The organism is Pedobacter punctiformis (assembly GCF_027213715.1).
Taxonomy (GTDB): Bacteria; Bacteroidota; Bacteroidia; order Sphingobacteriales; family Sphingobacteriaceae; genus Pedobacter; species Pedobacter punctiformis.
In genome coordinates this window covers 377293-395765 of record NZ_JAPWGM010000002.1, presented here as the reverse complement: position 1 = coordinate 395765, position 18473 = coordinate 377293, and the positions used below count along the sequence as shown (strand labels likewise).

20 protein-coding genes are annotated in these 18473 nt (G+C 36.2%); 7 read left to right on the top strand and 13 right to left on the bottom strand.

Translation table 11 applies throughout. The features are described from left to right. Positions 1 to 21: 21 nt before the first annotated feature. From O0955_RS07590 to O0955_RS07575, 4 genes are read right to left on the bottom strand one after another with little or no spacing between them, the layout of a single operon-like run. Entirely contained in the window at positions 22 to 1011 is a 990-nt protein-coding gene (locus O0955_RS07590) for a YihY/virulence factor BrkB family protein (protein WP_269426944.1), read from the bottom strand. A 6-nt stretch (positions 1012 to 1017) separates the two neighbouring features. Next, on the bottom strand, positions 1018 to 1428 hold the full coding sequence (locus O0955_RS07585) for an acyl-CoA thioesterase (protein WP_269426943.1): 411 nt from the start codon (positions 1426 to 1428) through the stop codon (positions 1018 to 1020). Beyond that, positions 1428 to 2483, bottom strand: coding sequence for an endolytic transglycosylase MltG (mltG, locus tag O0955_RS07580; RefSeq protein WP_269426942.1), 1056 nt, complete (start codon positions 2481 to 2483; stop codon positions 1428 to 1430). Before mltG ends, O0955_RS07585 begins: the two co-directional genes overlap by 1 nt. A gap of 18 nt (positions 2484 to 2501) precedes the next feature. After that, complete coding sequence (locus tag O0955_RS07575) at positions 2502 to 3272, bottom strand: PASTA domain-containing protein (protein ID WP_269426941.1); 771 nt, start codon at positions 3270 to 3272, stop codon at positions 2502 to 2504. A 215-nt stretch (positions 3273 to 3487) separates the two neighbouring features. On the opposite strand from O0955_RS07575, the gene O0955_RS07570 reads away from it, so the two are divergent. From O0955_RS07570 to O0955_RS07550, 5 genes are all read left to right on the top strand, one after another. Next, positions 3488 to 4477, top strand: a complete 990-nt coding sequence (locus O0955_RS07570) for a D-alanine--D-alanine ligase (RefSeq protein ID WP_269426940.1) — start codon at positions 3488 to 3490, stop codon at positions 4475 to 4477. Between the two features lie 55 nt (positions 4478 to 4532). Next, positions 4533 to 5141, top strand: coding sequence for a Crp/Fnr family transcriptional regulator (locus tag O0955_RS07565; protein WP_269426939.1), 609 nt, complete (start codon positions 4533 to 4535; stop codon positions 5139 to 5141). 270 nt (positions 5142 to 5411) lie between these two features. Further along, a complete protein-coding gene (locus tag O0955_RS07560; protein WP_269426938.1) occupies positions 5412 to 5804 on the top strand; it encodes a DUF983 domain-containing protein in 393 nt (130 codons plus the stop codon). 31 nt (positions 5805 to 5835) lie between these two features. Next, entirely contained in the window at positions 5836 to 6405 is a 570-nt protein-coding gene (locus O0955_RS07555; RefSeq protein WP_269426937.1) for a YeeE/YedE family protein, read from the top strand. Then, the gene (locus O0955_RS07550) at positions 6405 to 6824 is read left to right on the top strand and encodes a DUF6691 family protein (RefSeq protein WP_269426936.1); all 420 of its coding nucleotides are present in this window, start codon (positions 6405 to 6407) and stop codon (positions 6822 to 6824) included. The genes O0955_RS07555 and O0955_RS07550 overlap by 1 nt, the downstream gene beginning before the upstream one ends. Before the next feature lie 13 nt (positions 6825 to 6837). Here the strand turns inward: O0955_RS07550 and O0955_RS07545 are convergent, their stop codons facing one another. From O0955_RS07545 to O0955_RS07510, 8 genes are all read right to left on the bottom strand, one after another. Continuing rightward, complete coding sequence (locus O0955_RS07545; protein ID WP_269426935.1) at positions 6838 to 7623, bottom strand: CPBP family intramembrane glutamic endopeptidase; 786 nt, start codon at positions 7621 to 7623, stop codon at positions 6838 to 6840. A gap of 1 nt (position 7624) precedes the next feature. Next, positions 7625 to 8155, bottom strand: coding sequence for an RING finger protein (locus O0955_RS07540; RefSeq protein ID WP_269426934.1), 531 nt, complete (start codon positions 8153 to 8155; stop codon positions 7625 to 7627). Between the two features lie 116 nt (positions 8156 to 8271). Then, positions 8272 to 9723: a cardiolipin synthase gene (gene cls, locus O0955_RS07535; RefSeq protein ID WP_269426933.1), complete on the bottom strand. Its 1452-nt coding sequence runs from the start codon at positions 9721 to 9723 to the stop codon at positions 8272 to 8274. 217 nt (positions 9724 to 9940) lie between these two features. Continuing rightward, positions 9941 to 10711 carry a copper homeostasis protein CutC gene (locus tag O0955_RS07530; RefSeq protein WP_269426932.1) on the bottom strand — a complete coding sequence of 257 codons (771 nt, stop codon included), beginning with the start codon at positions 10709 to 10711 and terminating at the stop codon, positions 9941 to 9943. A gap of 20 nt (positions 10712 to 10731) precedes the next feature. Beyond that, positions 10732 to 11607 (bottom strand): DUF2314 domain-containing protein, encoded by an 876-nt coding sequence (locus O0955_RS07525; RefSeq protein WP_269426931.1) that lies wholly within the window; start codon positions 11605 to 11607, stop codon positions 10732 to 10734. Between the two features lie 34 nt (positions 11608 to 11641). Next, complete coding sequence (locus O0955_RS07520) at positions 11642 to 12676, bottom strand: glycosylasparaginase (protein WP_269426930.1); 1035 nt, start codon at positions 12674 to 12676, stop codon at positions 11642 to 11644. Positions 12677 to 12709: 33 nt separating this feature from the next. Then, positions 12710 to 13513 carry a nitrilase family protein gene (locus O0955_RS07515; protein WP_269426929.1) on the bottom strand — a complete coding sequence of 268 codons (804 nt, stop codon included), beginning with the start codon at positions 13511 to 13513 and terminating at the stop codon, positions 12710 to 12712. Positions 13514 to 13534: 21 nt separating this feature from the next. Continuing rightward, positions 13535 to 14677: a methionine aminotransferase gene (locus O0955_RS07510; protein WP_269426928.1), complete on the bottom strand. Its 1143-nt coding sequence runs from the start codon at positions 14675 to 14677 to the stop codon at positions 13535 to 13537. Positions 14678 to 14919: 242 nt separating this feature from the next. Between O0955_RS07510 and O0955_RS07505 the strand changes: the two genes are divergently transcribed. Both O0955_RS07505 and O0955_RS07500 read left to right on the top strand, forming a co-directional pair. Continuing rightward, positions 14920 to 16452 (top strand): DUF2271 domain-containing protein, encoded by a 1533-nt coding sequence (locus O0955_RS07505; protein ID WP_269426927.1) that lies wholly within the window; start codon positions 14920 to 14922, stop codon positions 16450 to 16452. After that, positions 16418 to 17107, top strand: coding sequence for a PepSY-associated TM helix domain-containing protein (locus tag O0955_RS07500; RefSeq protein WP_269426926.1), 690 nt, complete (start codon positions 16418 to 16420; stop codon positions 17105 to 17107). The genes O0955_RS07505 and O0955_RS07500 overlap by 35 nt, the downstream gene beginning before the upstream one ends. Before the next feature lie 62 nt (positions 17108 to 17169). On the opposite strand, the gene O0955_RS07495 is transcribed toward O0955_RS07500, so the two are convergent. After that, a complete protein-coding gene (locus tag O0955_RS07495; protein ID WP_269426925.1) occupies positions 17170 to 18396 on the bottom strand; it encodes a multidrug effflux MFS transporter in 1227 nt (408 codons plus the stop codon). Positions 18397 to 18473: the final 77 nt, after the last annotated feature.

The following is an 18473-nucleotide window of genomic DNA, read 5'->3' as shown; positions in this document are numbered from 1 at the left end:
TAACACAGAGGAAGAAAAATTTTAATCCTTCCTTAAATTCTCCTCAATCCGGGCAGATTTTTTAAATAAATTGAAGTTTGGACGGATAATTTTAACGCTTCTTTTGCTTACATCAACGCTTGCATTAAGCTCAAATCCGATTAATAAGATCAAAGAATTTAAATAAAGCCAGATCATAATGACAATTAAAGTTCCAATCGAGCCATAAACTTTATTGTAAGAACCGAAATTATTAATGTAGAAGGAAAACCCCCAGATGGTTAAAAAAGCAAGAATAGTAGCCAGCCAGGAACCTGCACTAAAAAGTTTCCATTTTTTTGCGTGTGAAGGGCCGTATCTGTAAAGAATTGAAATGGTCATGAAATACAAAGCAGCTAAAATGGTCCAGCGGGTTAATTGTATGGCGTACACGGCCAAACTATCCTTAATGTGAAGCTCGTCCTGAATGTACCTTAATAAAACCTCTCCAAGTGCCATTGCACTAATACAGATAATGATGGAAAAGCAAATAACGGTTGTTAAAATTAAGGCAATTAAACGTTGTTTTAACCAGCTTCGGGTTTCAATCACTAACGATGACTTATTAAATGCCTTCATTAAGTTTTTAACGCCATTTGTAGCAAAAAATAGGGCAGAAACAAAACCAAAAGATAGTAAACGGCTGTTTTGCTTTTTGATAATGTCTTTTAAAGTCGCTTCAAAAGCATCAAAAGCATTATGCGGCAACACAAGTTCAATTAAACCTAATAACTGATCCTGGAAATGCTTGATTGGAATAAATGGAATCAGGGTAAATAAAAAGATAATTCCCGGAAAAATGGCCAGCATAAAACTATAAGCCAGAGAAGATGATTTATTTACCAGTGACTCTTTTTTTATTTCTCTAAAAAAGAAAGTTGCTACGGTATAAAGGGGCAGGGGGCTAAAGCCTGGCAAAACGCAGACTTTAGTCCATTCGATAAATTTAGAATAGAGCTTAAATCTTAATAATTGCCGGTGTAACCATTCCATGTAAAATTATATAAAGTACTGATTTACCCCATCCATAAAATTTTTTGGTGGGTGGCAGGGTTTTCTCGTTTCTCTGTCTACAAAAACCAATGTAGTATGGCCAATGTTTATCAGTTGATTCTCTTCATTATAGATCTCATAATCAACTTTTAAACGTACGGTTGGTAATTCCTTAACAATAGATTTTACGGTTAAAACCTGATTGTACAATGCAGGTTTTAAATATTTCGATTGTAATTCTAAAATGGGTAACATTACTCCGTCGGCTTCCATTGAAGCGTATGTTATACCGGAGCAGGCCTCAAAACATTCCGTTCTGGCAAGTTCATAGTAAAGTGCATAGTTTGCATGATGAACCACACCCATTTGGTCGGTTTCAGCATAGCGCACTTTAACTTTAGTTTCGTGTACAAACATTATTTAAAGATGTTTCTTTTATTTAAAGCGTCGCGGTATTTTTTTGCGTTAATTTCGTGTTGTTCCTTAGTTTCAGCAAAGTTGTGGTAACCCGAAAAATCATCTTTAGCACACATGTAAATATATTTATTGTTGTCGCGGTTTAAAACAGCATCAATCGCGTTAATGCTTGGCATCATGATTGGTCCCGGAGGTAAGCCTGCATATTTATAAGTGTTGTATAGTGATTGTACCTGTAATAATTTTCCGGTAACCCTTTTAACGGTAAAATCGTTATTGGCAAAAATCACGGTAGGATCTGCCTGTAATAAAATTCCTTTGTTTAAGCGGTTCAAATATAAACCAGCAATAATTGGCATTTCTTTATCGTAAAGTGCCTCTGCATCTACTATAGAAGCTAAAATATGAACTTGTATTGGGGTTAAGTTAAGACTTGCTGCCTTTTGTTTGCGTTCTGCAGTCCAGAATTTCTCATATTCTTTATGCATACGTTCAAAAAAATCTGTTGGAGAAACATTCCAGTACATTTCATACGTGTTCGGTACAAACATTGCGTAAATATTATCCTGGTTAAAACCATATTTACTAATCAATGCTGTAGAATCTAAAACACTAATGAAACTTAAAGAATCAGGCTCTAAATTATTGGCTAAATAAGCGGCAAAATTCTCTTTCTTACGGATGTTTTGAAATTTAAGTTTAACCGGATCCTGGTTTCCTGCCTTTATCAAATTAATCAGGCTACGGTTTGTCATACCATTTTTTAAGCGGTAACGACCAGGTTTTAAATTGGAGGCTAAATTCATTTTACCCGCGGCTTCTTTAAAAGAGGGTAGGTTTTTAAGAATATTTTTTTTGTCTAAAACATCAAGCAAATTGTTGTAATCACTTCCTGTTTTGATGTAAAGGTATTTTTGATTTTCGGTTACGTTAGGAGAAAAGTAAAGCTTATAAAAATTCAGGGCAAAATATCCTGCAATTAAAATGGCTACAATAGCAATAATGATTGCTACTTTTTTACCTGCTCCAGGTTTCTTATTTTCTATTTCAGTCATTGGAATGCGAATGCGTAATTATTGTTGTTTGTTAGATAAAGTAATGTTAATTCTGGTGCCGATGGAAACTTTGGTTAAAGAATCTGCCGGCATTGGGTCTTGCTTGGTAATTACAGCATTGGCACTATCTGTAATTTCGCCTTCATAAATAATATTGCCTAAAGAAAGCATCGAGCCTTTTAAGCTAAATTTAGCCTCATCAACGGTTAAACCTACTAGTTGAGGGATATCAACTTCTTCACTGCCACGGCCATCGCCTAAAACAAGATCAATACGGGAACCTACAGGTAAAGATTGACCTGCCTGAATTGGTTGTCCACCAAATGAAGCCTGTAAAACCACGTCTTTACTCACATCAGGTTTATAGGTAGTATCTCCAAGTTTTAATCTCGCACTTTCAATAATGGCTACCGCCTCTCTTAAAGTTTTAAAACCGATATCCGGAAATTTGGTATTCGGCGTTTTAGCTGTATTTATAGTCAGATAAACAGTTCTGTTATCCTTAACAAAGGTATTTGCATCAGGATCCTGATCAATAACCAAACCGGGTGGCTGATCCATAATATAAACAGAATCCACTTCATATTTTAGGCCCGCATCTTTAAGTTTAGCAACAGCCTGCTCAAAAGAAAGCCCCTTAACCAAAGGTACATTTAAACCTTCACCGTGTTTGGTGTAATATCTTAAGCTAAAAAAGGCAATCAGCAACAATGCAAATACAGTAAAAACAGCGGCTAATATGTTGTTTCTGAAAGATTTGGTTTTTAAATAATCAATAAATTTAGACATGAATCTTAAATTCTGGGGTTAAGCATACAAACTCAAATGTAGTTATTTTAATAATTGAATGAATGATTTTTAGGTTAGCGTATTCATTATCTCCATGAACGTATAATTTCAACATTTATTAATTCTATCATTCAAAATTAATTATTGCGCAAAGATATTTATATTTTTGAGGATATATTTATATTCAATTCTATTTATAATTAAGGATTTTCCACATGAAGAAAACTATTGCATTGTTAACTGGCGGTACAACTGGAGAATGGGTAATATCGGTAAAGAGTGCGGCCACGATTGCGCAAAATATTGACACTGATTTATACGAGGTATACAAAATAATGCTGAACGATAAAGGCTGGTTTTATGAGCCTGCCGATTCGGTTAAAATTGATATAGATAAAAACGATTTCTCTTTAACGCTTGATGGTCGTAAAATTAAATTTGACGGTGTTTTTATTGCCATTCATGGCTCTCCGGGTGAGGATGGTAAATTACAGGGCTATTTCGATATGCTGAATATTCCTTATACTACCTGCGATGCCTTAACTTCATCTATTACGATGAACAAAGGTTATACAAAAGCCATTGTAACTGGAATTGAAAATTTAAATACAGCTAAGTCAGTTCAGATTTTTAAAGATGGAAATTATAGTCTTGATCAGATTAAGGCTGATTTAAAACTTCCTTATTTTGTAAAACCTAATAACGGGGGCAGTAGTATTGGAATGAGTAAAGTTACACATGCTGACGATTTGGAAACAGCACTGGACAAAGCTTTTAATGAGGATACTCAAATTTTAATTGAAGAGTTTATAGAAGGACGTGAGTTTACCGTTGGTGTAGCTAAGCTAGATGGAGAAATTGTTGTTTTACCTCCAACCGAAGTTGAAACAGCAAAAGAATTTTTCGATTTCGAAGCAAAATATACCCCAGGTGTAGCCACTGAAACCACACCCGCACTTATACGGGAAGAAACCAAAGACAGGGTAGCACAAATTGCTGCTGAAGTATATAAAAGGTTAAATTGCAGAGGCGTGGTGCGCATTGATTTTATTTTAACGGGAGATGAGGGTGATTTTTACTTTATAGAAATTAATACCATTCCGGGGCAAACGGCTACCAGTTTTATTCCACAGCAAGTGGCTGCGATGGGTTTAACCCTTAAAGATTTTTATAGCCGCTTAATGAAAGAAACTTTAAATAACTAGTTAAAATTTCTTTCATTGTTTTAACCAGGCCGATTACTGAAAACTGCAGACTAAAATGTACATTAAAAAATTAATAGATCAAGGTTTTCAGGTTAAAGAATATTTAAAGGATACCATAATTTACGAACCTGGTATGCAACCCAGGTTTGTTTACTTTATCAAATCGGGCGAGATTAGAATGGTTACCGTAAGCGATGAGGGAAAAGAATTTATACAGGGTATTTTTAAATCCGGTCAATATTTTGGCGAACCAGCTTTATTGATTAACCGGCCTTATCTCGCGTACACCGTTACCAATAAAGATAGCCAGCTGATTGCGGTAAACAAAGATGCGTTTTTCGACCTGCTTAAAAACGATCCGGATTTTAGTATGGATTTAATAAAGGTACTGAGTAACCGCCTCTTTTATAAATCGATGATGCTGGAAGAACTTGCAAATGAAAAGGCAGAACACCGCTTATTAACCATTATTAACTATTTAATTGCTGATGTTCCGGCCGGACAGCCTTTAAACGTAACCCGTCAGGAACTGGCAGATATGACCGGGCTTCGTGTAGAAACAGTGATCAGAGAAGTAAAGTTATTGGCTGCAAAGCAAATTATACAGCTTAAAAAAGGTAAAATCATAAAAAATGATTCTATAGAAATGGATCGTTTTTTATAAAATATATCGATAAGATTTAAGGGGTAAAAGCTTTTGTCATCCTGAGAAACGAAGAATCTCACACCAGCTATACTTTAAAATTTCTCTTATAAGCTGATGCCAGTTGTTTTGGATTCTTCAGTGTGTTCAGAATGATAAATGAATGTTATACCGGATTTATAGCTTTCAATTATCGAATGTAAGCGGATTGTCTTGTTTTAAGAATATGATATAGGTCATGTTTTAGACATTCAATTAGGCCTAAATTTGTAACATTAAATAAAATGAATTATGGAAGAGTTATCTAAATTTCAGGCGTTTATTCAGTGTAAGTGTCCACGTTGTAGAAAAGGCGATATTTTTACCGGAAGTGCTTATGCTTTTAAATTGCAAAAAACCAATGTCAATTGTCCACATTGTAATTTAAAATTTGAACGTGAGCCGGGCTTTTTCTATGTAGCCATGTTTGTGAGTTATGCAATGAACGTAGCTGAAATTATAACCATAGGTGTAGCTTCATATATTTTAGGTTTACCATTAATTTACGAGAACTTATGGTATTACGTTGGTTTAATTCTTTTTGGTGTTTTGTTATGTTCTCCAATTAATTACCGCTATTCGAGAGTTGTTTTATTACACTATTTAACCCCTGGTTTACATTATGTTCCAGGCAGTGGAGATTAGTAATTAGAGATTTTATACCGACATTTATCCAATGAATTTTCTGGATTGGATAAAACAACCCTGGCCGTGGTATGTTGCAGGGCCTCTAATTGGCCTTATTGTTCCTGGGCTATTGCTCCTGGGTAATAAACCATTTGGTATCTCTGCCAATTTAAGGCACATTTGTGCAGCCTGCATTCCTGCTAAAATTCCGTTTTTTCAATACGACTGGAAGAAAGAAAGCTGGAATTTATTCTTCGTGCTGGGCATTTTATTGGGGGCTTATTTAACTTCGTTATGGCTCTCCAATCCGGATGAACTGAAGCTCAATTCAAAATTAGTAAATGAATTATCCGGGTATGGGATTCATGATTTCTCTAAGCTTGTTCCATCAGAAATGATTAACTGGACCAATTTACTTTCTTTAAAAGGCTTTATTTTAATTGTTTTTGGTGGTTTTATGGTTGGCTTTGGTACGCGTTACGCAGGCGGGTGTACCAGCGGGCATGCCATCATGGGGATTTCCAGTCTGCAATGGCCATCTTTAATTGCTACAATTTGTTTTATGGTTGGCGGTTTTTTTACCGCAAACCTGATTTTACCTTATATTTTGAAACTATAATGAAACTGATCTCAAACTTAAAATATATGATTGTAGGTATGGTTTTCGGAATCGTGTTTGTAAAAGCTGAAATTATCAGTTGGTTTCGCATTCAGGAAATGTTCAGGTTACAATCATTTCATATGTATGGTATAATTGGAAGTGCTATTTTAGTGGCAATGATTTCCATTTTGATTATTAAACGATTTAAAATTAAAACTATAACAGGAGAGGAAGTCGTGATTACGCCAAAGAAATTTAATAAAGGGCAAATTTATGGTGGCTTAATTTTTGGAATGGGCTGGGCCATTACCGGTGCCTGCCCCGGTCCATTGTTTGCACAAATTGGAACAGGAGCAACTGTTGTAATTGTTACCTTGTTAAGCGCAGTAGCCGGAACCTGGGTTTATGGTCGGTTTAAAGATTCTTTTCCTCAATAAGGAACAAAAAGGTTTATTGAAGACTATTTAAAAGGTGTTGCAACTCATCATAATCAACCAATTCATATAAGCACGCCGTAAGGTTAAAAATAAAATGAATGATTACACCGTACCATATCGTTTTTTCACGGATCCTGATAAAACCTAATGTTATTGCAAAAGGCAATAGCCAGAAAAAAGAAATCAGGCTAAAATGCATAATAAAAAAGATAAAGGAACTAATGTAAATAGCTTGCTTTTCGTCAAAAATATTGATCAGTTTTTGCATTAAATATCCCCGGTAGGCCAGTTCTTCAAATAAAGCAGGAAATATTGCGATGGATAAAATCATCAGGTATTTACCGTAAGGATGCCCACTGAAAGTATCGTAGTAGCTTTGTGTTTTATTCCACAAAATTAAATTTAAATGGGTAACCAGGTACTGAACAATTACAGAGGCCAGAGAAGCAATTACAATAAAAAGAAGTAACTTTTTCAGAGAAAAGGCAGGCCATTTTAATAAATATTTATTTTCTGCCCAGCTGTAACCAAAAAATATTAAGGTTGTAATGGCCATTACAACATCTAAACTTAAATTAAAGAAAATGCTGTTTTCTTTTATAATAGCAGGTGTTATGCAAAGTAAAACCTGAACAACGAAAAATAGAGCTAATTGTTGAAGGTTTGACCACTTAAAACCAGCGGTCTCAATTTCTTCAGCATTTTGAGTTTGTCCGCAATAATTACAATAATGGTTGCTGGTCAGGATTTCTGATTGACAGTTATGACAAACTTTGGTTAGGTTTTCAGTATCCTCCAAGTTAATCTACATTTAATTCTTTCTTTAACTTATCTGCTTCAAGTACTCCCTTGATTCCCTTTATCAGGTATCCAATAATTATAACCTTAAAAATAATACCTGAAAGTATTGATATAGGAGAAACTACAGCATTTAAAATTTGAATAATAACAAATAATGATAATCCAGAGATTAATGCTGGTGCAGGTTTAGTTTTACTCCATGCTCCAAGTGCCAAAAAGGAAATAGAGAGGATTATATTTGTAATAAATATTACAAATCCATCATTTCCACTGTCTTGATTCATTGCGAAAAATATTATTCCCCAAAAAGCGAGTACCCCAGCTATCCAATAAAGAGAATTAGTCGCAGATTTAATTTTCTTATTTGATTCTTCTAATTCAATTTCTCTGATTTGTCTGTCTGAAATGAAAGAATCTTGCTGATGTTTAGTTCCCTGCAAAGGATATCCGCAATTTTTACAAAAAATATCATCGAGAGTATATTTGCTATAGCAGCAACTGCAGAAAGTATTGGTTTGGGTTTCAATCATGTGAGCGTTTTTAAATTGCTATAAATATAGAATTGAAAGTGTCAATCTCAAAAAAAGAATAGAAATATTTTGATTTTGCGTGAAATTGCAAGAAGTTGATCTCTATAAAAACTGTTTTATAGTAAAGGAGAAATAAGTCTAGCCGATTTTTCCAGTAATTGCCTGATGGCGGGGCGATTTTCCCATGCCTGGCGGTCAATTTTTTTAGCATTCAGAATATCATCATAAAAAGCATTGCTTAACTGACCAGCGATTTCTTCATCATAAATAATGGCATTCACTTCAAAATTAAGATCAAAGCTTCTGTAATCCATATTGGCACTGCCTACTATTGCAATTTCTTTATCAGCAACCATCGTTTTGGCATGTACAAAACCTTTTTGATAAAGATATATTTCTACATCAACCTTTAACAACTCGTCGTAATATGATTTTGCAGCTGCATTTACCAGTTTAGAATCAGATATATCCGGAACGAGCAATTTGATGGATACACCACTCAATGCTGCAACCGTTAAGGCATCAATAATACTTTCGCCAGGTATAAAATAAGGCGTTGTAATCAGAATTTCCTTTTTTGCATTGCTAATCACTTCAAGTAAAGAAAACAAGATGGACGGGAAGTTTGAATCCGGTCCGCTTGCCGCTATTTGAACAACTTTAGTGTTTTTAGAATCAGCATGATGTCTTGGGAAAAATAAATTATTAGGCTGTAATTTCTCCTCTGCACAAAAATTCCAGTCGCATAAAAACAAGTATTGAAGATAATAAATACCCGGACCTTCTAACCGAAGATGTGTGTCTCTCCAAAAAAGTGCTTTACTTTCTGCATGATTTACATACCTGTCGCTTACATTAATACCACCTACAAAGCCTACAACACCATCTATAATAATAATTTTGCGGTGATTTCGGTAATTAAGCTGGTTAGCTAAAGCAATGAAAGTAATTTTCGAAAATGCAAAGGCTTCAATTCCGGCATTCCTTAGCCTGTCTACCATTTTTTTTCGAATGGACCGGCTTCCAAAATCATCATAAATAAACCTGATTTCTATACCTTCCTTAGCTTTTTCGATGAGTACTTTTTCAATAGACCGTCCAACCTCATCATCTTCAAAAATGTAATATTCAATGTGAATGTGATGTTCGGCCTTCCGTAATGCCTGTAAAACCTCCGGAAATTTGTTTTCACCATTAAATAACAATTTAACGGCATTGTGCCCGGTTAAAGGACTCCGGGTGTCTTTAAGTAAAAGATGGGATAACCTTTCATAAACCTGAACATGCTCAGGGCTGTTATTAAATGTGTTTTGAGAATATTGGTTAACTTCTATTTCAATCTGCTTTGCTAAATCTTCATTTTGCAATAGCTTTTTAGAAAACATCTTTCTTTTGCGGTAATTAATCCCAACAGAGAAATAAATAATTATACCCAGCACCGGAATAAAAATAGTCAGCAGGAGGTAGGCAAGCGTTTTGGTATTGCTTCGCGTATCAATAACAACCCTTAAACAAACGAGTATGACTATAATTGCATAGACAATTTCTGATAGGAGCAACCAGTTCATTTTTTTAAGCTTTTACTTTATAAAATTTATAAAAAATGCTGATTACAAATAATATGATAGAAAGTAATCTTGCAAGCTGACTGTAATTTATAATGTAATAGGTGTCGAATTAAATTAATATCAATTGTTTTCTTCGTGAGTAAGAATGAGGAGATTAAAAGTAGAATGGCGATTAGCGTCAGGAAACGATAAGGTTTCAGAAATTCTCCCCTCATTTTTATTTTTCTAAAAGGCTTACCAGTTTTTTTACTTTTTCTACCGAGGTTAATTCATATTGATACTCATCATCAATGCTGCCCATTTTGGTTTCTGTATTGCGGTATTCCATTTTACTGGCTACAAATTGTTTGGCAGAAGCATGAAAATCTTTAGCACCTGTTTTAGACATTAATTCAATAATATTATTTTCATTAATTCCTGCTCCGGGCATAATGGCAATTCTTCCATTAGCCTGGTTAACAAGTTTAGTTAAAGTATCAATGCCCTGAATTGCAGAAGAAGAACCACCGGAAGAAAGTACCCGTACAATACCCATTTCTACTAAATCTTCCAATGCTTTTTCTTGATCATTACTCATGTCAAAAGCCCTGTGGAAAGCAACTGGCATAGGTTTGGCAAGCTCAATGATTTCAAGGGTTCTTTTTTTATCTATGCTACCATTTTCATTGAGGATACCGGTAACAATGCCGTCACAATTTAATGATTTACAGATTTTTACATCTTCTTTCATTAACTCAAACTCTAAGTCAGAATAAAGGAAATCGCCGCCTCTTGGCCGGATAATTGGCCAGATTTCTATACTTAAATTTTGTTTGGACAGGGCAATTTGGGCATAGCTGGGCGTTGTTCCACCTTCAGCCAAATTATCACATAATTCTACCCGCTTTGCACCACCATTTTGAGCGGCAAGAGCAGAAGCATAAGAGTTGGCACAGATTTCTAAAACATTCAAATCTTCAGCAGGAGATTTTGAATTTGTATGGCTCATATTTTATAGAGTAGGTTAATTTAATCTTCAGAAACCGGAGCTAAAACTTTCCATCCGGTAGCTGATTTGAATGTGTTTAATTTTTGAACAGATTTGCCCCCATCCGGAAACCAGCATACCTCTGTAATAATCCAGTGGTTTTCATCCGTTTTCTCCCTTTCGGTAAAGGCATTTTGAAGGTTAGAAAAATCAGGGAAACCGTTTTCTTCCAGATTATTAATAAAAGAAAGATTTAAAACTTCGGCAGTACTTGCGATAATTTCTTCATCAGTATCCATATTTAAGCGGGAAAGCATGGCTTTGGCTTCTTCATGAAAATCTTTGCAGGCCAGGGCAGCATCAATATCTTTTTCGTTGTATGCCTTTTCCAAGGCTAAAATTGCACCTTCAGGGCTATCCAGATTGGCTTTAAAATGATCTACACCTTCATCAATGTATAAATTAATGCTCTTATCAAAAGCCTGGCGCTCCTGTTCAGGGATACCTTCTCTTATGGCTCTGATGGTGTAGCCACCAATTAGGCGGCCGTTTTCTATCGTCATCCAGTCTGAAATCAGGTTGCGGTCAATGCCTATCTTTTGTTCAAACTTTACAGTTGTTACGTTTACAGGCTCATTTCCAACTGTGCCAAATAAATTGCCCTCATCATCAAAATGAGGATCAGTAAGCCAAATGTGTTCACTGTTATCCTGATCTACTATTTTTACTTTAACCGAAAAATAAACCTGGTGGGGTTGGGGATTTTTAAGGCTTTCTTCAAAATACCAAAGGGTTAAATTGGCTTTTTCAATGGCCCAGTTCATGCGTTCATCCTCATTGGGGATATAAACCATTTCGGGTTCGTCTTTACGTTCTTCTACATTTTTCTTTCCGAAAAATTTGGATAATAGGCCCATGTTGCTGTTATAGGTTTATCGGGGGAAAACTCAATTAATAATAACTTTTGCCTTTAATTAGCAAATCTTGCTTTTCTGCATTGCATACCGCGTAACTAAAACCTTGTTGAATGGCGTAAGCTCCATATTCGCCTTTTTTGTTAATGGCTAAAAATCCAACCTGAATGTTTTTTGCAGTTTCTGGTTTCTTTTTAATAATACGTAAAACAGCTTCTTTACAAGCAGCCTCAGGCGCATAACCCTGACGCATTAATTCCACCACTAAAAATGAACCTACGTTTCTAACCACTTCTTCACCAACACCTGTTGATGTGGCACCACCCACTTCGTTATCTACATATAAACCAGCACCAATAATAGGGCTATCGCCGATACGGCCATGTAATTTATAAGCCATTCCACTTGTGGTACAGGCACCAGAAATATTACCTTTGGCATCAATGGCTAACATACCAATGGTATCGTGGTTGTATTGATTGCCCGGTAATTTTTGAGGGGCAGCTTTTTCATAAAGCTTATTCTCGATATTCATTACCGGTGCATATTTAGCCGTTTTTAACCATTCTTTCCAGGCTTTCTCGCTGGCAGGTGTTAAAAGATTTTCTTTCTTAAATCCTTGTTCGAGGGCAAATTGTAGGGCACCATCACCTGCAAGCATCACGTGAGGCGTTTTCTCCATCACTTTACGTGCAACTGATATTGGGTGTTTAATGTGTTCGAGTGCTAAAACAGCACCGCAATTTCCTAACTCATCCATAATGCAGGCATCCAGGGTTACATGTCCGTCGCGGTCTGGTAAGCCTCCATAACCCACAGACTGATTTTTTTCGTCAGCTTCGGGTACCCAAACACCTTGTTCAACGGCATCCAGGGCACGTCCACCGGCTGATAAAACTTTCCAGGCATCTGCATTGGCTGCAATACCAAAATCCCAGGTTGAAATTACAATGGGCAGGTTTTTAGCATTTGCTTTTTTTGCTGGAACTACATCAGCCATACTGGTTTTATCAAGGGCCAGTAATCCGGCCGATAGGGCAGAAGCTTTAATAAATTTACGACGGTTAAACATTTAAATTGATCGGTTTGTTAAGGTTTATTGCAATTAGTTTATTTGAAAATCATCGGCATCCTTTAAAAAAGGAAATTGCCTTCTTATTTTAACAATCTCTTCGTACGTAATGGTAATGGTGTACATGTCTTCATCCTCTGGTTTGTAATAAACCGTATTGCCATAAGGATCAATACACATTGAATGCCCGCCGTGGTAAACCTGGTTGCCATCATGTCCTACACGATTTACACCAATTACATAACTTTGATTTTCTATCGCTCTGGCCGGAATCAATGCTTTCCAATGTGAAGAACGTTTATCAGGCCAGCTGGCTACTAATAATAAAATATCGTATTCGGCATCTTTATTTCTTAACCAAACCGGAAAACGCAAATCGTAACATACGGCTAATCTTATTTTCCAGCCCTTAAGCTCTACAATTAACTTATCATTTCCTGCGGTGTAATGTTTATCTTCATCACCCATGCTAAATAAATGTCTTTTATCATAATGCTGATGTTCGCCATTGGCCAGCATCCAGATCATCCGGTTATAATATTTTCCATTTTCTTTGATAATTAAGCTTCCGGTTACCACACATTCGTATTTGGTGGCCATTTGCTGCATCCATTGCATGGTTTTGCCTCCCATTTCTTCAGCCAGCAATTCTGATTGCATACTGAAGCCTGTATTGAACATTTCGGGGAGGATAATTAAATCGGTTTTTTCCCTAACGCCCATGGATAATCTGAGGCTAAGGTTTTGAAGGTTTTTGTCTGTATTTTCCCAAAAGAGATAAGCCTGAAAGACAGTAACTTTCAGATTTTCTATTTGGGTGTAAATTGGTGATTCCATATGTTTATTGGTTTGGGAGATTTAAACATTTTTTAATTTTTCTGCAGCCATAGAAAGGGTTAAATTTTCTTTGGCAAAGCAGAAGCGGATAATTTTATGATCCGTAGCCCTTTGGTAAAATGCCGAAACTGGGATGGTGGCAACACCAAATTCTTTAATTAATCTGATACTAAAGTCAGTATCCTTTTCATCACTGATATTGCTGTAACTGGCACATTGAAAGTAAGACCCATTACAAGGTAAGAGTTTAAAGCGGCTCTCAGCCAAAAGTGATCGGAAATAATCCCTCTTTTGCTGAAAAAATTGTGCAATACCGGTATAATTGTCTGGTTGGTTAATATAATTAGCTATTGCATGCTGCATTGGACTATTAACGCTGAAAACATTAAATTGGTGTACTTTCCTAAATTCAGCAGTTAGTTTGGCAGGGGCGAGGCAATAACCAAGTTTCCACCCGGTGGTATGTAAAAGTTTGCCAAATGAGGCAACCACAAAACTTCTTTCTTTTAATTCAGGATAAAGCATTACACTTTGATGCTTTTGTTCATCGTAAATTAAGTGTTCGTAAACTTCATCGCTTAAAATGAGGATATCCGTGTTATGGGTTAACTTTATAAGGGCTTCAATATCATCTTTGGATAAAATACTTCCGGTAGGGTTGTGTGGCGAATTTAAAATAATCATCCGCGTATTTACAGTAAACAGTTTTTTTACCATTTCCCAGTCAATACTATAATTTGGTGGGGCAAGGGCATAACTTTTAACCAAACCACCAAAAAGCTTTACGGTTGGTGCGTAACAATCATAAGCCGGTTCAAAAATAATCACTTCATCGCCCGGATTTATAATGGCTGCCAAAGCAGTAAAAATAGCCTGGGTTCCACCTGCTGTAACCGTAATTTCGGTATCCGGATTGTATTTTGTCTGGTATAAATTTTCTACTTTTTGAGCTATAGTCTCCCGTAGTGCAGGTAAACCTGGCATGGGAGCGTATTGATTAAAACCATCTTTCATGGCTTTGGTTACCAGTTCAGTAAGTTTAGGGTCGCATGCGTAATCTGGAAATCCTTGTGAAAGGTTTATGGCATTATATTCTGTAGCGAGTTTAGACATTACCGTAAAAATGGTCGTGTTTACACCCGGAAGTTTAGATTGTATATTCATATGTTCGTTAGCGAAAATAGGAAAAAGAATATTAAGGTAAAAGGTTTAATGTGCTTGCTTTAGGCTTCGGATTTTAAAAACAAAGGTAAAATGCAGCCTGATCGTGTTGTTTATATGAATATGCTAATTGTTAAAAAAACGGCTTATAAATGTTAAAATTGTATTATTTCAAATATATTTGATCGTTATCTATAATTAATCCAAATAAAGCTTTTTCTTTGCAAAATAATCAATTGAAATTTATGAAATTTAAACACCTAGCTGTTATTGGCTTGCTGATGATTACAGCTTCAGCATTTGTGAGTCCTAAAAAGGCTTTGCGGACATTTGTTTCCAATTATGAAAATGTTTTGGGTACTTCATTAGAACTGAAGTTTAAAACCGTTAACCAGGCCGATGCCGATGTGGCAGAAACCAATGCCTTAAATGAAATTGATCGTTTAGATCAGATATTGAGTGCCTATAAACCAACCAGTGAATTTAATCAATGGATTAAAAATGGCCGTAAAACCACTAAAATATCCCCTGAGTTATTTGAAGTTTTACAGCAATTTGAAACATACAAAGGTTTAACTAATGGTGCTTTAGATGCATCTGCAGAAGTTGTTGGCCAGGTTTGGAAAAAAGCAGCAGCAGAGAATCATTTGCCTTCTGCATTGGCTTTGCAAAGTGCTGTAAACACAGTAAAACAAAAACACTATACCTTGGACGAAAAAAACTTAACCGTAACCCGTTTGGATGATGCGCCTTTGGCTTTAAACTCTTTTGCTAAAAGTTACATCATTAATAAAGCAGCTGAAAAAGCTATAAAAACAGCTGGTATTGAAAATGTAGTGGTTAACATTGGTGGTGATATGGTTATTAAAGGTTCGGATACCGAAAATATTGAAATTGCCAACCCTAAAGCAGATGCTGAAAATGATGCCGCTTTAACCACCATTAAAGTTTCAAATATGGCTGTTGCAACCAGTGGAAATTATCGCAGAGGTTTTAACGTAAATGGAAAATGGTATTCGCACATCGTTGATCCGCGTACAGGTAATCCGGTTAGCGATATTATCAGTGCAACGGTAATTGCACCAAATGCAAGCGAAGCAGGTGCTTTAGCAACTTCGTTTAACGTATTATCCGTTGCCGAAATTCAAAAATTGACCGAAACCAGAAATGATGTTGAATATTTACTGGTAACTAAAGAAGGTAAAGAAATTAAAAGCAAAGGCTGGTCTAAATACGAAGTAGCTGTTGATAAACCCGTTATTACAAACGCTATAGCCAGTAAGGCAGATAAGCTTTGGAATAGCAAATATGAATTGATTGTTAACCTTGAAATTGCAAATATTGAATCTAAAGACGGAAAACGTGTTCGTCGCCCTTTTGTTGCCGTTTGGGTAGAAAATGAAGCCAAAACACCGGTTCGTAATTTGGCCATTTGGTATAATAAACCACGCTGGTTACCAGATTTAAAATCATGGACCCGTGTTAATGGCGACGAGTTTAAAAAAGGAGCTGAAGGTAAATTAAGCTCTACAAGCAGTGCAACCCGTGGTCCTGGAAAATACAGCCTGGCCTGGGATGGTAAAGATGACAGCGGAAATTTAGTAAAAGCGGGTACATACACTGTTTATATTGAAGTTGCCCGTGAGCATGGAACTTATCAGATGATTTCTCAAACCATGAAATTTACTGGTTCTGCAAAGAAAATAGAATTAACCCCGAATACAGAATTAGCATCAGCATCACTTGACTACAGAAAAATCGCAACAACCAAAAAGTAATGTAATTGCTGCTCCGGCAGGTTTAGGCAGAAAACAGACTAAAAAAGAAACTGGAAAACAAAAAGGTAAAAAACGACTGGCGGGTTTGTCCCGCTGGTTGCACATTTACTTATCTATGGTTAGTTTCACTATATTATTGTTTTTTGCCGTATCGGGTTTAACATTAAATCATGCAGATTGGTTTACTTCCGGAAAAGAGGTGGTTACCAAAGATTCGGGAGCGGTAAGCCTTAAATGGGTCAATCAGCCTGATACTACCAAAATTAATAAACTTCAACTTGTTGAATACTTTAGAAATAAACACCAGGTTAAAGGAGCGTTAAGTGATTTTAGAATTGATGATGGCGAATGCAGTTTAACTTTTAACGGCCCGGGTTATGTTGCAGATGCTTTTGTGGACCGCGAAAGTGGAAAATATGAATTATCTGTAACCCGTTTAGGTGCTGTAGCCGTTATTAACGATTTGCATAAAGGCCGGGATTCTGGCAAAGCGTGGTCATGGATTATTGATATTTCGGCTGTACTAATGACTTTGGTATCCATATCCGGTATTATCCTGATCTGCTTTATTAAAAAGAAAAGATTAAGCGGCTTTATTATTGCCGCTGTTGGAACAATAGCCTGTTACTTAATTTATAAGTTATTTGTCCCTTAAATGGGATGCCACAGAAATCACGGAATTAAAAAACTATGTTTTCTGTGGCTAATTTATTATAATTAATGGGCAGCAACGGTAGCATCTGCCGAAGCCTCAACTTCATGTTTGATAAACCTTCTGCTAAATAATAAACAAAACATAGCTACAAATGCAGCAGCTGTCATTACAATAGGCATTGGCAATACTGAATGTTCGCTAAATAAACTCACCATAACCGAAGCCAAAGCACCTAAACCCATTTGTAAGGCACCCATTAAAGCAGAAGCACTTCCTGCATTTTTACTAAATGGTGCCAACGACAGGGCAGCAGCATTAGGATTAATTAAACCCAGGCAGGCTAAAAACAACGCAATAAACCCAATGGTACTGTATAAGTTAAGCCAATTGTTTAAGGCAAAAATTAGAAATATTAAGCTGAAAATACATTGTGCCAATAAAGCCCATTGAACAATCTTTTTGCTGCTAAACCACCTCAAAATCAAGCTGTTTATTTGACTGGAGCCAATAAATGAAACAGAAAGTAAGGCAAAAATCCATCCGTAACCGGTTTTACTTACTTCGTATATTTTCATAAATACTGTTGGCGAAGCAGAAACATAAGCAAATAAACCAGAAAATGTAATGGAGCTAATTAAGGCGTAGGTGTAAAACTGGGGTTCTCTTAAAACGGATAAAAAGCTGTTTATAATTGGTTTTGGTTTTAACGAATAGGCAGGATCCGGTTTATAACTTTCGGGAAGTTTGAAAACAGAGGCCAGCAACATCAATAAAGCCATAAAACCTAAAAATACAAATACATATTTCCAGCCCAGTGCAGCAATTAAATAACCGCCGGCAGTAGGGGCCAGCATTGGCGATACGGCAATTACCAGCATTAGCGAAGCAAATACTTTAGGACTTTCTTCTACCGAAAATAAATCGCGGACCATGGCTACGGAAGCCACTGCGGTAGCACAACTTCCGATGGCTTGTACAAAACGCAACACAATTAACTGGTTAATATCCGTTACCGCTAAACATCCTAAAGAAGCAATAATGTAAAGCACTAAACCGAAATACAAAGGTTTTTTACGCCCGTATTTATCCAATAGCGGACCATAAAGTAACTGTCCGGCAGAAATACCAATAAAAAAACTAGATAAAGAAAGCGAAACAGCTGATTCTGTAGTATGTAAATCTTTGGCAATGTCAATAAAGCCAGGCAAATACATATCAATAGAAAAAGGACCGAGAGCAGCTAAAGAGCCTAAAATTAAAATAAGATAGAAGTGTTGTTTTTTAGCCATGAAATCTCCGATTTTTCTGAGTCGCAAAGATTGTGAGATTTAATTTCTTAAGCACATATATAAGGTCTGTCGTTTGT